Below are 13,771 nucleotides of genomic sequence, written 5' to 3' on the forward strand. Positions count from 1 at the left end.
CTTCGGGCCGGGGAGCTTCAGGCTTCGCTAAACGCTCGGTCCTGCGGACTGCTTCACACCCTGCGCATCCCTAACGCGGACAGTGGGCGTCAGTGGCCGCTCAGGCGACTGACCGCTTCTAAATTGTCACCACGAAGTCCAGACGCTTCGCATCACAAAAAAAACATAGATTCCAAATCCCCAGACGATCAGGATCGGTTTTTGCATCGCCAGAATAGTGGCGACCAAATAGAAGAAAACGAACGCGGCTGATGTCATGCGACCTCCTTGATGTTGTTTGATGATTGAGAAAACGGCTGTGTAATCTTTCGACGCAGCGAGAGACTGGAAACCGGGATCTTCTCAAAGCCTGCCTGCTTGCGGGCATGATTGACCGCACGGTGAATGTTCAGAATCTGCCTTCGAATCGGTGCGTAACGGGCAAAGGGAATCCTGCGGAAATCCTCGATCACTGTGGCAGCCTTCCGATGCTTTGCCCGCATGACGAAATACGTCTTGAGTTGGCTGTACGTTGTTGGATCGATTCTGACACAGGCGTGCCATTTCGGTGGACCGCCGCCGATGGGAGTCACGCCTCCACGTCGATAGCTGATGGAGTAGCCTTCAAAACGAATCGGATGCCTGCGGCAATCGCGAATCTGCTCCTGCGATTTGAATGGGTGATGTCCTTCGGTTGCGAGCAGCAAGAACCAGTTCTCGTAGCGGATGTACTGCATGTTCGCGAGGCCCTTCGCTTTGCGGGTGGCTCGCTGACGTTCCGACAGGTCGATTCCGTATTTGGCAACGAGTTTCCGGTCGAGTGATTCAGGGTCTTTGCCCTGCGAAAGTCTTCCGCTGACGTACCACCAGTATCCGTGTCGCAGGTAACTGACAGCAACCTGTTGAACGAGTCCTTCCGGGCTACTGGCAACGCATCGGTATCTCATGCCGTTGACTCAAGCACGCCTTGCTTTAGGTGACAAGTAGTTTCTTCACTCGGTCACGACAGCAAGAAGAATGTGGGATTGATTTTGGCCAATCCCACGAAGCCATTCGCAAATCCTTGAAAGCCATGAGCAGACTGCAATTTCAGTCGATTCATGTGCGGGTAGCACTGCTTTCGTCAGTGTACCCGCACAATACATATTACCCACGGTCGCAAAACCTCAGCCGAACAGCCCGTAGTACGTAGACGCACCCCGAGTGTTCGTCGTCAGTCTGCCGCCAAAAGTGGTCACTCTCCCGAGTCACCACCGTCGACCACATGCTGCCTGCCAAGGACTAAGCCGCACCAATCGCTTGGTGTGACTACTGCAAATCTCCAAACGGGATGGACAACCGAAGTTGTCGCTAAACCCCTCAGTCCTTTCGTTACTGCTCAGTCTGGGACATCACTCCCAAACACGGACGGGATGCGACTGCCTTGCCACACACGAAACCATCACCTTGGACGGGTGCGATTCGTGACCAGTCCTTCGACTGATTCACCGCACGTGCTTCCGCACGTTTCCTACTCAGACCACTCTCCCTCACTACGGCACACACGATACTGGCAAACAAAGCCAGACCGATGTCCAGTGACCAAACTGGACCGCCGAAGAGCCAAGCCTTCGGACGCCGCAGCGATTCCTGCGTTAGTATCGACCTTCGACTTCGAGTTCACGTTGCTAGGGCGTATTACCGCCCGGTCCGTTCAGGTGTTAGCCGCCTTCCGGCAGACCACACTTTCTCGGTGAATTGCCAATGGCAATCGCACCGAATTTCCCCCTACGAAAGCAGAAGCTTGGGGTATCGTCCCTGAACGGCTTTTCGCGATTCGGCACCGTCTCCTCGAAATCTCACTGGCAAGCCCTCTCGTTCGTAATTGATCGGGCCTTTCATGGTTGAGCTTTTCACCGCCGGGTGTTTAACCCAGTCGCCGAGATAGTCATCCCGGTGTTTGCTGTCGCCAACAAACAGCTCCCCACGCCAGCCGCGTTGAACGAACTCACATTGCTGCAAGCCCAGACCCCACGGACGGGATTCTCTGCGCCGAAGCACAGACCACCCGCTTTGACCTTTGACAAACAGTCAAAGGCGAAACCAGAAATTGGTTTCATCGACACGGCCTCATCGTGCAAGCACGATGAGGTATTTCCGCATCGCCCACTTTTTGCTCCAGCGGCCTGAGTCCAGCCGCGAGCCACGCATTGGATAGAACGGCGGGATTACTCCGGACAAACCTTACTTCCATACGAGGGAAGCAAGGCTGCTCGGGATTACTCCGACGAGCCTCCATTGAACTGGACAAGCCACTCTCATGGCATCCAGCTCGAAGGGTCAGCGCGAGGAAGGTTGGCAAACCTTCGGTCCTTATCCTCGGTTGATGAAACCAAGATTCCCGGACCCGCTGCACCCGTTTGGAGAGATCAGCTCAAATCGCCCTTATCCCCGGTTGGAATACCGGTCTTCGGGCGAATGCGTTTGCTTGAGCATGACGACCGGCAGATTTCTCTGCCTACATTATTTAGCGTAATGATTCCGACCGAGTTTGTCACGAACTTCTTTAAGTCACTTGAAGCGTGAGGGGACGTGTCGGCTGCGTCGGGTTTTCGGACGACAAATGCGTGTCGCTTGCGTCGGGTTTTCTGAAAATAACGTGTCGCTTGCGTCGGATTATTGTCGATCGCCTACGTCGATAAGTCCGTGAACTGACTGGAAAATCCGCGAGATTCGCAACCATTCAATTCACTGCCAAAGGTACTTGTACAAAGAATACATGTACAACAAAGGAAATTGCCTTTTAAGTTTCGACGAATTTTTTCAGGAGGTCTGCTGCGCGTTCGGGCTTGTCAGAAGATAGTGACGCTGATCGTTCGGGACCGAAGACTTCATGGAGTAGTTTCGATAGAACCTGTTTGCCAGCTTCGGTCGGTTGCTGAGTGCGTTGTTCTTTTCGTTTTGCATCCTGCCACCAGTCCGGTGGAGTCCGCACACCCTTCGACGCCTGCTTCAGTGAGTCCGTCAGGAACGCCATCGGGCTGACTCGAAAATGTTGCGGTCCAAATTGCTCAATCGCAGCCTGCGTAATGTCGGTCCATTGAGCGACCAACTTACTGGGGTAAAGCTTGATGAGTCGCACTGCCGCAGGGTTTTCAAACCCAACAGCAAGCAGACCTTCCAGCATTGGAGAATCTTGAACACTAATTCGATTTATTTGGTCCGGCAAACGATTCAGGTATTCGCCACGTTCAAAGGTAACCGAAAACCGACCGGGTTCCATTCTCTTGATCGACGAAGATGCAATCACTTCAGCGTCCTGCAACCTTTTCAGTGTACGGGCAACTTTGACCTTCATGTCATGTATAGCCAAACGGTTGGACAGTCCCAGCAAATCAACAGCCAGATGACGCAAATCCAAAACGGGTAGGCGACCTTTGCGGTAGCCGACCTTCAGGATGAACAACAGAAAACGTCGGGAAGCAGCGTCCAGCGAGCGGTACAGAGAAAGGTCGAACCGCATTCCGCCGCCAGTGGCATGGATAAGATCAAAGAACGTCGAGTCCCAGTTGATCGTCCATGAACGAGAGGACTTCGGATCAACCGGTAGTGAATAACTCAGGAATCCAAAGCTGACTTTGCGGTATTCACCGCGAGTTGCGTCGTAGCAGGCGTCGCTCAGGTAGTTCACTACCGATAATCGCTCCAAGGCTTGAGCGAACTGTTGATATTGCCGTCCACCACGACGTGAACCGGGATCAATGATTCCCATTTGCCTCAAGCACCAATGCGGCGTCGCGGTCAAAGAGCCGTCCACAGTTGGCTGAGCCAACGTCAGATTGAGCAATCCCCACAAGTAAAGTTCATCCACCGCCGACAGGCCCAGCGGTGCGAAGATTCGCACCTTGGCCGTTTTTCGCTGCCGCTTCGCATTGCTGTAATGGTATTCGACAGCGTGAACGAGGTTTTCGGTATTTGATGCCGCAAGAGGGCAGAGCGAATGCTCCACCAGAGATAGTTGGCCGACTCCGACCCTTCGTTTTGTTGCTTGCTTCAACACACTTAAAGCTATTAGCACGCCACGCCCGCATTTGGAAATGACGAATTTGCTTGACGGATTGAGCATTTCCGTGGCACGGTTTCTCAAGTATTCACAACAACTTGAGGGAGAATTGCCAATGGCAATCGGGAATCAACAAACGACATCAATCTGCCTGATCAATCAAAAGGGTGGCTGCGGAAAGAGTTCAACCTGTTTTCATTTAGCAGGAGCGTTCGCCGCTTTGGGGCAACGAGTCCTACTCGTTGACGCCGATCCGCAAGGTTCAATCAGCCAAGCGTTTTTCGGATCAGATGCCGTTGAACAGATGCCCGCGTGGGAAACGCTGGCCGCACTGTTCGATGACCGCTGCAATCACATCGATCCGTATTCGTTGATTCGCGAAACGCATGTTGACGGAATCTCAGTGCTACCGGCGAATCAACATCTAGCGGAATTTAACTCGCCATGCCCAGAGCGAGGCGGCGTGATGCAGTATGCACTGCGTGACTTCCTCGAACCGCTCTCATCGTTCGACGTCGTTCTCTTCGATTGTCCGCCTAACCTGTACCAATGCAGTTGGAACGCGATGATCGCGACGCAATATGTGTTGATACCGATTCCACCGGAAGATTTCGGCACTCAAGGAATCCCTGCCGTGCATCAGGCCGTCACCAACGCACGCATACTCAACCCATCATTGCGACGACTCGGCCATCTGATTACTCGTTCTGACCGCCGAATGCTGGTGCATCAAGAGTACGAATCGCGGTTGCGCGACCTCTACGGCGAACTCGTCTTGAATACAACGATTCCAGAACGCTCCGCGTTTAAAGTCGCCTTAGCCTGCCGACAGCCGGTGCAAATGCACGCCGTAAAATCGATGGCAGCCGCGAGAACACGGGAACTCGTTGATGAAATTATCGAAAGGATCAACAACAGAAAACTACACAAGGAGGCAGCATGAGCAGCACACGAAACTTATTAAAGAAAGCAGACGCGAATTTGAAAGAGTCGATCGGCCTGCGTCCTGCGGAGTCTCGCCCGCAACTTAGCCCAGTCGCAATGGCAAAAGATATTGGGCGTCGAGCGAATCGGTCGTTCGGTCGAATCGAAATTGATCGAGTGCAACCCGACCCTGACCAGCCGCGTGTCGAATTCAATGCAGAAGCTCTCCAGAATCTTGCCGACAGTATCCGCGAGAAAGGACAACTCGCACCGATTCGTGTTCGCTGGTCGGACCAACGGAACACATGGCTGATTATTTCAGGGGAACGACGTTGGCGAGCCTGCAAACAAGCTGGCCTGAAAATGATTGACTGCAACTTTCAGGAACAAGCATTGAGTGAGACTCAGATTCTCGAAGAACAACTCATCGAGAACTTGTTGCGAGTTGACCTGAAGCCGATCGAAGAAGCCGAATCGTTTCAAAAACTGATAAAGGTCAATCACTGGACCGGCAAAGAACTGGCAGCGGAACTTAGTATCAGTCCCACTCGTGTGTCGCGTGCATTGGCATTATTGAAACTACCGCACGAGATGCGAGTCCGGGTCGATGACGGAGAAATCTCGGCACGAGCCGGATATGAACTTTCCAAGCTGCCCGAACCGCAACTGCGAGAAGTCACTCAGCAGACCACATCCGTGACTATTCAGCAGGCATCCCAAGCAGTCAAAAAGAAGCGTGGCTGTGAGAGGAAGGTTCCCCGTGGATGCAACCAAACTTTCATTGCCGAAAACGGCTGGAAGATCGTCGCGAAGTCTGGTCGGAAAGGCAGCTACCACGACATCGAACAAGCATTGACCGAGGCACTGGAAGAAGTCCGACTTCGGATCGACAATCGCGTAAAACTGATGTAGCCCTCAGAGGCATTTACGGCTGATCGGCGGCGGCTCCGCTGGACGCTTCGCCTGCCCTGAACGGGCTGTTTCGCGATCAGGCTGGGGCCTGACCGCGACGGGCTGGACGCCCGCTGTCTCGCTTGGCCGCTCGCCAGAGGTTCGAGCCTGCTGGGGCAGGCTGCGAACCTATTCCGCCTTCGCTGAACGCTCCGGCAAACGGCGGCGGAGCCGCCTCTAGGATGCCGATCATCCTATTTCGACTGGCACCAGCGACGGCACCACGCATGAGCGCCTCAAGTTCCATCCTTCATGCCGCATGTTTGCGACTATTCCCCGAATGCCACGACACTTTCCAGCGGCACGTGTTTACCTACCGTTAGGTCGTGCGAACACGTTGACGCTTCGTTACCTTGTATGGTTTCGGATCGTCGTCCATCACGGAGAATTCGCCGTTGCCCAGAGATCACTTCTACTACAAACGAAAACGGTACGCGGTGATCGACCGAGTGATTCTTGGCCGGAAAGAGTTCCTGATTTCGAGTCAACTGTCGACTGGAGTCCGTCGCAGGTATCTGGCGTTCGATCGAATTTCTGGACCGTACGGCGAGCTTCGAGTTCTACAGTTTCTCCCCAACACACGCGAGACTTGGAAGCGTGTTCGTCTCTTGCAGGAGATCGCCAAACGCTGCCCCGAGTTACCACAGATCATCGAGTTTCATCGTCACAAGGATGAGATCATCATTGTACAGCCGTGGATTGAAGGCAACGACCTTGCGTGGTGGATTGAACGCATGAGACGAAAAGAGAGGCAACGCATCGGTACGCCCGAAGCCCTCCGCCTGTTTCGCGGGCTGGCTCATGCCTTGCGAGGGCTTCATCATCGCGCCAACTCGGTTCATGCCGACATCAAGCCAGCCAACATCATCGTTTCACCCAATTCACGACGCCTGATGCTGATCGACTACGGCAGTGCGTGGCAGGTGGAAGAAACCGTTTCACGAATGGAGGGCGATGGGCAGAGTGAACACTACGCCGCTCCAGAAATCATTGCCGGTTCAAAACGTGTTGATTTTCGAGCCGACTACTTTTCGTTGGCGGCAGTTTGTTTTGAAGTCATCACTCTTGAAGTCCCCTACAACGGACTCGGAGGAAATGCCGGATCCTTCGCCGCCACGAACGAGTCTGAATCACTTTACATTCCACCCAGCAATCTCAGTCGTGAATCAGACAAATTGCCACGATCAACTTGGAAAGCCCTCGACGCCTTTTTTGAACAAGCGTTGCTACTCGCCCCGGATGGACGCTTCGACAAACCCGCCGAATGGTTGGAAGCGTGGAATCAGCTTGCGTCTTTGGCAAGGCAACCGCCACGCCTCAACTTCATCAACCAGTGGATCGTCCGATGTTTGGGCTGGCTGAGTCGGGGTCAACAAGAGTGACTACCCCTTCTCGGTCAATCGAGCGTTGTCGGCGTGCGGTGGCTTCCAACAAAAACGATCTCCGCAATCGCAGTGACATCGTTCACGCCACTTTTGCAAAACGTGCGGCTTGAGTTCGTGCCCGTCCCGTGTGGTCGGCCTTCGCAGTGTCACCAAGCGAGGTTTTCCAAAAGGACAATCGCCACACTTTCGTTTTTCTGACGGCGGTGATGGATCAGAGCCTTGTCCTTTGACACGAGCGACCACTTTCCGAAGTTCCGACAAGGCGTTATGGAAGATGCGCGGAAAGGTTCCCCGGTTCGGCACCGCGAATCCGCGATAGCTGTCGCCCATCAACACAATGCCGTATGGACTGTCAAATCCTTCGCTGACTTCGAGCAAGTGACAGTAAGCCATGATTTTCGCAATGCTCTGTTGTGATGGCATCGCCGAGTTGCTCTTGGTACGAAAAGCAGGAATTCGCAGTGACCCGCGACGCAGCACACGCCAAGGTTTTCCGCTGACCATCCAGTCAGAATCCTGCATCGCCTGATTGGAGGCCACGGACTCGAACCCCAAATTTAGAAGGCCCCACCAAGTCACGTTTTGCATTTCAAGCGAGTTCACATCAGGTTCGACGCAGTGGGCTTTGTTGGCGAGATTCTTTTTCGCGAGTAACGACAACAGCGTTCCGAGCTCCGATACCAGAAAACTGAGCAGTCGAAGGCCAAAAGGAAGTGCAAGCAACCAAATCAGCCAGTAACCGCGATTCATCATCATCTTCGTGGCAACATATAGAGCAATGACACCGACGACACTTGCCACCACCAGCCAAAAGCTGCGAACGATTGCGGCTTCCAATACTCGCAGCTCGTAAATCGCCATCACATCGAAGGCTGGATCTTCGGTTCGTTCTTCCACTCGCGATTCAAGCGTCAGAATTGCGGCTCTGGGGCAGAATACGGACTCAGCCACGGCAGATGCACTCAACATCGTGTCACCTGTTCTGTCGACCATATCGGGCATTCCTTTTGTGTGGTCAAGCATGTCCTACTTCCATGAATCCAGCACTTTCAGAATCGCGTCGAAACTCTTTGGCCGCGAACGCCAATTCACCGAGACGCATTTGAGCAACATTGCCTCGACCTTCTTAGGCAATTTGACTGTAACCAGTTTCGCCTGTTCCGCTCCCTTCTGGGGCAACTCTCCCGCCAGCAGTTCCGTTGTAATTCGTCCCCACGAATAGATATCTGCTTGCCGACCAATTTCATCGGTCGTTGCTTCGGGCGCACGATACGGGTCGATCGGCCAGTCGGAACTGGACACAGTTGGGCTACCGTCCAGCAACTTCGCCAACTCGAACTCGGTCAAAACCACGTCGCCGTTGCCTTGCCGAATGAGGATCGTCTGAGGCGACAGTTCTCGACGCACGATGTTGTGCGAATGAAAAGCGTTCAGACCTTCGGCAATCTGGCGGATGAAGTTCTGCTTTTCCGACATCGAAAAACCCCCAGTGGCGAGTGCCTCAGCGAGTGTTGACCCTTCGATCCATTCGTCGATAACCCACCAGCGATCACGGCTGGGAGCTTCGCACGTCGTCAGGTTGTTGATGACGTGAACGCGGCTTCCGATCCGAGTGCAGACTTCCGCATGACGTAACAGTGAATCGCGACAGCGTTCTCGCTCTGCGGTTGCCATACCCTCCAAGTCGTAGCATTTGCCGCGTGCGAACTTACTCAGGTGTTCGTGCTTCAGCTTCCAGACGCGAAACTGAAGTTGGTTTGATGCGGTAACCCAATTTTTGGTCAGCGGCTGATCCAAAACCCATTCGTTAATCTGCGATTTGCTCTCCGTCTTTTTATCGCGTCGCTTTAGCAAGTCTTCAATGTTCTCGATTTTTAACGCGACCCGAATCTTGTGCCCTGTCTTCTGATTGCACGGACGAGTTCCGTTCAGCACTGACGAAATCGTGTTCGGCGACAGCACGGCTTTGGCTGCCAATGACTCGACCGTGAACCCCAAGCTATTCATCAAGCCGCCGACGGTTTCGCCATCGAGTTCAAACTCTCGGTTTAGTCGTTTTGCTGCCATAGATGCTCAATTCGAGATTACGCGAGATTGCTTGACATTGCGTGGAGGTTGAATTGGACACGGCGTCTAATTCTATCAGTCCGATTCAGGACACATTCCTCACTCAACTTACCAAAAGGAATCTCGCAGATGTTTCAGAAAAATGTTCAATGGTTCGTCGATCGGCTGGTCGAGCGATTCGTGCCGGCGGTCGGCAGCTTCATGAGTTCCGCTTTGCAACGGATGCTCATTCTAAATCATGCAGAGCATCACAACCAACTAGAGGAGCAGGCACTTCGCTACGAAGCCGCAGGGCGACAGGAAATCGCTGACTTGATCCGGCAGCAAGCAAAAACGCTCAGTCTCGATGACCCGATGCCAACGTCCGAAAAAGTGCTGGAAAACTTTGATGCTGACAATCCTGCGTTGTTCGAGGCTTCACAAGGCAGCACGCCGCTGGGATTGCCCGAGGGGAAACGCAAACCGAAGGCTCGCAAAAAGACTGATCCGGTTCAGCCGATTCAGAAGATCGAAGACGCACAGGAAGGCGGACGTTCGTAATGGACAGCGCATTGCGATTGAGACCACGCGACCTGACTTTGCTTGAAGCACTCGCGCTTCGAGTTCGGTTGATCAGCCAGCGACAAGCCGCCGATGCGTTCTGGCATGGTCACTGTGCGAATGCTCGTCGCAGGTTTTCCCAGCTAGCAACGAATGGAATGGTTACACGAAACGTCGTCAACGCCCAACCGCTTCCCGAAATAATCGAACCCATTGTTCGCTGGCAGCCGGGCCAAGCTTCACCGGATGCAAACAACGTTGCCTACCAAGTCCAAAGTCGTTGGAGGTTCCGTGCTTTACGGCCCACTGTCGTCTACTTCCCAACGACCAAAACAATCACGCAATTCGGTGGGTGCGAACGATCACAAACGAAACTCACGCAAGTCACTCATGACCTTGGCGTGACCGCTGTCTGGCTTCGCTATGCAAGCCAAGACAGCAACATGACGGCGATGTGGATTGGCGAGGACATTCTCGCACCGACACGCATCCACCAAAAACTGCCGGACGCTGCACTGGTTGATAAGCAAGGCGAACCGAAGCTGCTCATCGAATTTGGTGGTAGCTACGGCCCGGAGCGAATTGCCGATTTTCACGAAGACGCAGAAGCACGCGGACTCCCCTATCACTTGTGGTGAACTCATGACGGAACGTGACCAACAAATCATTCAACTTGTCGATCGCTATCGAATCGCAACGAACGCCGTGATTCGCTCGATGGTATTTGAACAACAGACGCTCAACGCGGTGACCAAAGTCACGGCGCGAATGTGTCGGCAAGGATGGCTTCAGCGGTATCCGCTGATTCCACCAGAAGACTATTTCACGCTTGGCCCATTGGCTGTCAGGCAGTTCGGCTATTCAGCACGTCGCACTGAACCACTGGGGCCACAAGCCTTGCCAATCGACTACGCCGTTTTGCTGTATGCGAGCCACGGCGAACGAACTCGCCTGCTACGAACGGAACTCAATGAAACAGTACCTTGGCTACCCGATGAGCATTGCCACGCTCCATTTTGTCGCACTGCCGCCGGGCTATTGGAGTTGGTGCGAGTTGATCTTGGTGGCTCGCCGTATCACGTCGCCAAGAAAGCTGCTCGCGATTGTTCGCGGCGAATTGATATCCCCGAGTTTCGGGATCTCATCGACAGAAAACATTTTCAATTGGTGGTGCTGACGACAACGACCGCAAAAGCACGACTGATTCGGAAAGCGATGGAAGGATTGTCTTGGGAAAGCAACCTTCGACTTCACATCGCAACCATTTCCCGGCTCACATTTCTCCACTTACGCAATCAATAGGAGCGTCCCGATGCCTCGTGATACTTATTACCAATCAACCGGAAATCCGACGCAGGCCGAACACCTGCCATCACAGGAACTGCAAATTCAGTTTGCCCATACGTCATCGGAAAAGCCCGAGGACGCTCGGTTCGCATGGGTGGTCATGCGAAACCTGATGCTTGTGTCGGCCACCTGCTTGGCAGCCGACTGGCTCGGAGGGGCGTTTCACATCACATTCCCTTTGAATTTTCTCGTTGTTGTCTTCGGCATTCGCGGGATGGTCAGTCTCTGGCAGCGGCCTTCCGTTTACAAGCCGCCTCTTGCACTAGTGATTGTGCCCTGCCTGATTCACTTCTTTATTCCGCCGATTCTTCTGCGAGCGATTGTGGTTTCCGTCGCAGCCGCCTACGTCGGTCGACAGTTTGCTAGGCACTATGTCTATCTCGCCACGAGCTTCCCATTCGATCGCACGAAGGCAGCGAAAGAACGCTTGGAATGGGATGAGCTAACGATCTTCTCGTCACTGCTTGTCATTCCGTTTGGAGCAGCATTCGTGTTCCCGCGATTCGCACCGCTTTTGTTTATCGTAGTGGCTGCTGGATGCGGTCTTACGGTCATCGCCGCTGGTCCGATCAATCTCACGCGACAGTTTTCCAGTGCTTGGTACTCGTGGTCTACCTACAACCGCCACGACAAGGAAGCACCGGGCGTGCTGAAAAGTCCCGCTGGTACAGCGAACGAACGATTGGGCATGGCGGTCTTTCTGGTCGCCAGCATGACGCTATTACTCGCTTCCGTCGGTCCACTCGCTGGAATCGTTTGGGGAAGTGCTTCCGAAATCTTCGACGCAGGGAACATCATCGTGGGAATTGTTTTGACTTTTGTTCTGGTCGGTTTGCCGATCGCAGTTTCAGCAGCCTTAGTTGCACTCGTGTCGTTACCAGCCGTCATTCGGTTTGCGAAAACCACAACTGCGACTCCGCGAGCAAGCGATTGGCAGGCTGTTACCGATTCAATTCGCTCGTCCAGTAACCCGATTGAACGTGACAGCATCTACATCGGGCGGGTTGCTCGCGACGGTGCCCCGTTGTTGGTTCCGCGTGCGGTATTTCACGAACACGCACACATCCTTGGCGATAGCGGATCAGGAAAAACCGCTCGCGGCCTGATTCCAATGGCAGAGCAACTACTGGGCGATCGCGAAAGCAGCCTGATGGTCATTGACCTCAAAGGCGACTCGCAGGAAATGCTTTCGTCGCTCAATGAATGTGCAAGACGCTTTGGTTCGCCTAGTCAGCCAATCCCGGTCCGGCACTTCAGCACTCGTGAAGACCACTCGACGTTCGCGTTCAACCCGTTTCAGTTGCCATGTTGGAAGCATCTCAATCTCTATCAAAGAACCGATGTTCTTTGTGGAGCATTAGGGCTGACGTACGGAACGGACTATGGCCGTGGATTCTTTAGTTCTGCAAACGCGGCAGTGCTGCACGCAACTTTGCGAGCCACGCCCGATGTTGGTTCGTTCGCTGAACTTTCAGACCGAATCGCGTTTGTCACTAAAAACTCAAAGACTCATGGTTTGAACGACGGTCAATCCGACGCAGGAAATCACTTGCGAATGATCTCCGACCGCTTGGCCTCGTTCAAACCGTTGAACGTCACGCCGGAGCATTGCCCGAATTTCTACACGTTCCAGCAAGCGATGGACCCGGCCCAACTCTTTCGCCGTCAGGAAATTTTCTACTTTCATCTTTCGTCAACGCTGGGTCCGGGATCGTCACCAGAGATTGCAAGGCTGGCAATGTTCATGCTGCTGACGACAGCAACACTGACTCAGAATCGTAGGCAGGTCTATCTGATGATCGACGAGTTCCAGCGAGTGGCTGCTCACAACGTCGACACAATTTTGCAACTCGCACGCAGCATGAACATCGGTGTGATTCTGGCGAATCAATCCATGCTGGATCTCAAACGAGACGATCTCGTGCATGTTGTCGAAGCCAACTGCCGCTATCGCCAGTGGTATGCAGTGTCATCGACAGAAGAACAACAACGATTGTCCAAGTCGAGCGGCGAGACGATCGACGTGCTGCACTCGGAATCTGTGTCGAAGCAACGCGACGGGTTTGAAACTCGCACGACCACAACGCATGGCACCAAGCAATTCATTGCTCCCCGACTTTCCGTCAACGACATCAAGCTGGCGAGTGACGACCCGCGAAAGAGCATCGCACTGATTACTCGCGGTGCTGGATACAGCCAGTTCGGCGGAATGCCTGTGATTGTGGAATCCGACTTCCACATCAGCGAGCAGGAGTTTCAAGCTCGCAAGAACGCACCTTGGCCCAAGGTTGGCACCGGCTCGTTCGTGCCAGCCGACTGGGAGGAGAGAAAGAAAACGAAGCCAAAAACCAAACCAAAGAAACACGGTCCCGTTGTCACTCAGGAAACGATTGGCGAGGAGCCAAGTTTGTTCGATGAGTTTCTTGCCGACCAACACAAATAATCTGGAGCAGTGATGAACTGGACTGAACTTGAAATCGAGATCATGACGGCACTCGCCTGCAAAGTGCGAGTCTTGTCTGAACAACAGATTGTT

At 53.6% G+C, this 13,771-nt stretch carries 12 protein-coding genes; 7 read left to right on the top strand and 5 right to left on the bottom strand.

The window, feature by feature from the left end:
* Nucleotides 1–126: 126 nt before the first annotated feature.
* The 3 genes from TBK1r_RS38870 to TBK1r_RS21130 all read right to left on the bottom strand — a co-directional run bounded on the left by TBK1r_RS38870 (nt 127) and on the right by TBK1r_RS21130 (nt 4,084).
* Nucleotides 127–258, bottom strand: coding sequence for a hypothetical protein (locus TBK1r_RS38870; RefSeq protein ID WP_419580234.1), 132 nt, complete (start codon nt 256–258; stop codon nt 127–129).
* Nucleotides 255–926 carry a hypothetical protein gene (locus TBK1r_RS21125; RefSeq protein WP_145215052.1) on the bottom strand — a complete coding sequence of 224 codons (672 nt, stop codon included), beginning with the start codon at nt 924–926 and terminating at the stop codon, nt 255–257. Before TBK1r_RS21125 ends, TBK1r_RS38870 begins: the two co-directional genes overlap by 4 nt.
* Nucleotides 927–2,761: 1,835 nt before the next feature.
* Complete coding sequence (locus TBK1r_RS21130; protein WP_145215055.1) at nt 2,762–4,084, bottom strand: hypothetical protein; 1,323 nt, start codon at nt 4,082–4,084, stop codon at nt 2,762–2,764.
* 4 nt (nt 4,085–4,088) lie between these two features.
* Here TBK1r_RS21130 and TBK1r_RS21135 point away from each other — a divergent pair, with 4 nt between their 5' ends.
* The 3 genes from TBK1r_RS21135 (at nt 4,089) to TBK1r_RS21145 (ending at nt 7,278) form a co-directional block, all read left to right on the top strand.
* Nucleotides 4,089–4,964 (top strand): ParA family protein, encoded by an 876-nt coding sequence (locus tag TBK1r_RS21135; RefSeq protein WP_419580235.1) that lies wholly within the window; start codon nt 4,089–4,091, stop codon nt 4,962–4,964.
* Between the two features lie 98 nt (nt 4,965–5,062).
* Nucleotides 5,063–5,857, top strand: a complete 795-nt coding sequence (locus TBK1r_RS21140) for a ParB/RepB/Spo0J family partition protein (RefSeq protein WP_419580236.1) — start codon at nt 5,063–5,065, stop codon at nt 5,855–5,857.
* A gap of 434 nt (nt 5,858–6,291) precedes the next feature.
* Nucleotides 6,292–7,278 carry a serine/threonine protein kinase gene (locus TBK1r_RS21145; RefSeq protein WP_419580237.1) on the top strand — a complete coding sequence of 329 codons (987 nt, stop codon included), beginning with the start codon at nt 6,292–6,294 and terminating at the stop codon, nt 7,276–7,278.
* Here TBK1r_RS21145 and TBK1r_RS21150 read toward each other — a convergent pair whose 3' ends face one another.
* Both TBK1r_RS21150 and TBK1r_RS21155 read right to left on the bottom strand, forming a co-directional pair.
* Nucleotides 7,279–8,274: a hypothetical protein gene (locus TBK1r_RS21150; protein WP_145215067.1), complete on the bottom strand. Its 996-nt coding sequence runs from the start codon at nt 8,272–8,274 to the stop codon at nt 7,279–7,281.
* Nucleotides 8,275–8,307: 33 nt separating this feature from the next.
* The gene (locus tag TBK1r_RS21155) at nt 8,308–9,348 is read right to left on the bottom strand and encodes a protein kinase domain-containing protein (protein ID WP_145215070.1); all 1,041 of its coding nucleotides are present in this window, start codon (nt 9,346–9,348) and stop codon (nt 8,308–8,310) included.
* Nucleotides 9,349–9,477: 129 nt separating this feature from the next.
* Here TBK1r_RS21155 and TBK1r_RS21160 point away from each other — a divergent pair, with 129 nt between their 5' ends.
* The 4 genes from TBK1r_RS21160 to TBK1r_RS21175 all read left to right on the top strand — a co-directional run bounded on the left by TBK1r_RS21160 (nt 9,478) and on the right by TBK1r_RS21175 (nt 13,678).
* Nucleotides 9,478–9,888: a hypothetical protein gene (locus TBK1r_RS21160; protein WP_145215073.1), complete on the top strand. Its 411-nt coding sequence runs from the start codon at nt 9,478–9,480 to the stop codon at nt 9,886–9,888.
* Between the two features lie 401 nt (nt 9,889–10,289).
* A complete protein-coding gene (locus TBK1r_RS21165; RefSeq protein WP_145215076.1) occupies nt 10,290–10,526 on the top strand; it encodes a hypothetical protein in 237 nt (78 codons plus the stop codon).
* Between the two features lie 4 nt (nt 10,527–10,530).
* Nucleotides 10,531–11,190: a hypothetical protein gene (locus tag TBK1r_RS21170; RefSeq protein WP_145215079.1), complete on the top strand. Its 660-nt coding sequence runs from the start codon at nt 10,531–10,533 to the stop codon at nt 11,188–11,190.
* A gap of 145 nt (nt 11,191–11,335) precedes the next feature.
* On the top strand, nt 11,336–13,678 hold the full coding sequence (locus tag TBK1r_RS21175) for a type IV secretory system conjugative DNA transfer family protein (protein WP_419580238.1): 2,343 nt from the start codon (nt 11,336–11,338) through the stop codon (nt 13,676–13,678).
* Nucleotides 13,679–13,771 lie beyond the last annotated feature (93 nt).

The organism is Stieleria magnilauensis (assembly GCA_007753675.1).
Classification (GTDB): domain Bacteria; phylum Planctomycetota; class Planctomycetia; order Pirellulales; family Pirellulaceae; genus Stieleria; species Stieleria magnilauensis.

What these genes read in the sequence shown, in the direction of transcription:
- TBK1r_RS38870 (WP_419580234.1), bottom strand. Translation starts at nt 258, where the DNA reads ATGACATCAGCCGCGTTCGTTTTCTTCTATTTGGTCGCCACTATTCTG.
- TBK1r_RS21125 (WP_145215052.1), bottom strand. Translation starts at nt 926, where the DNA reads ATGAGATACCGATGCGTTGCCAGTAGCCCGGAAGGACTCGTTCAACAG.
- TBK1r_RS21130 (WP_145215055.1), bottom strand. Translation starts at nt 4,084, where the DNA reads ATGCTCAATCCGTCAAGCAAATTCGTCATTTCCAAATGCGGGCGTGGC.
- TBK1r_RS21140 (WP_419580236.1), top strand. Translation starts at nt 5,063, where the DNA reads ATGGCAAAAGATATTGGGCGTCGAGCGAATCGGTCGTTCGGTCGAATC.
- TBK1r_RS21150 (WP_145215067.1), bottom strand. Translation starts at nt 8,274, where the DNA reads ATGGTCGACAGAACAGGTGACACGATGTTGAGTGCATCTGCCGTGGCT.
- TBK1r_RS21155 (WP_145215070.1), bottom strand. Translation starts at nt 9,348, where the DNA reads ATGGCAGCAAAACGACTAAACCGAGAGTTTGAACTCGATGGCGAAACC.
- TBK1r_RS21160 (WP_145215073.1), top strand. Translation starts at nt 9,478, where the DNA reads ATGTTTCAGAAAAATGTTCAATGGTTCGTCGATCGGCTGGTCGAGCGA.
- TBK1r_RS21170 (WP_145215079.1), top strand. Translation starts at nt 10,531, where the DNA reads ATGACGGAACGTGACCAACAAATCATTCAACTTGTCGATCGCTATCGA.
- TBK1r_RS21175 (WP_419580238.1), top strand. Translation starts at nt 11,336, where the DNA reads ATGCGAAACCTGATGCTTGTGTCGGCCACCTGCTTGGCAGCCGACTGG.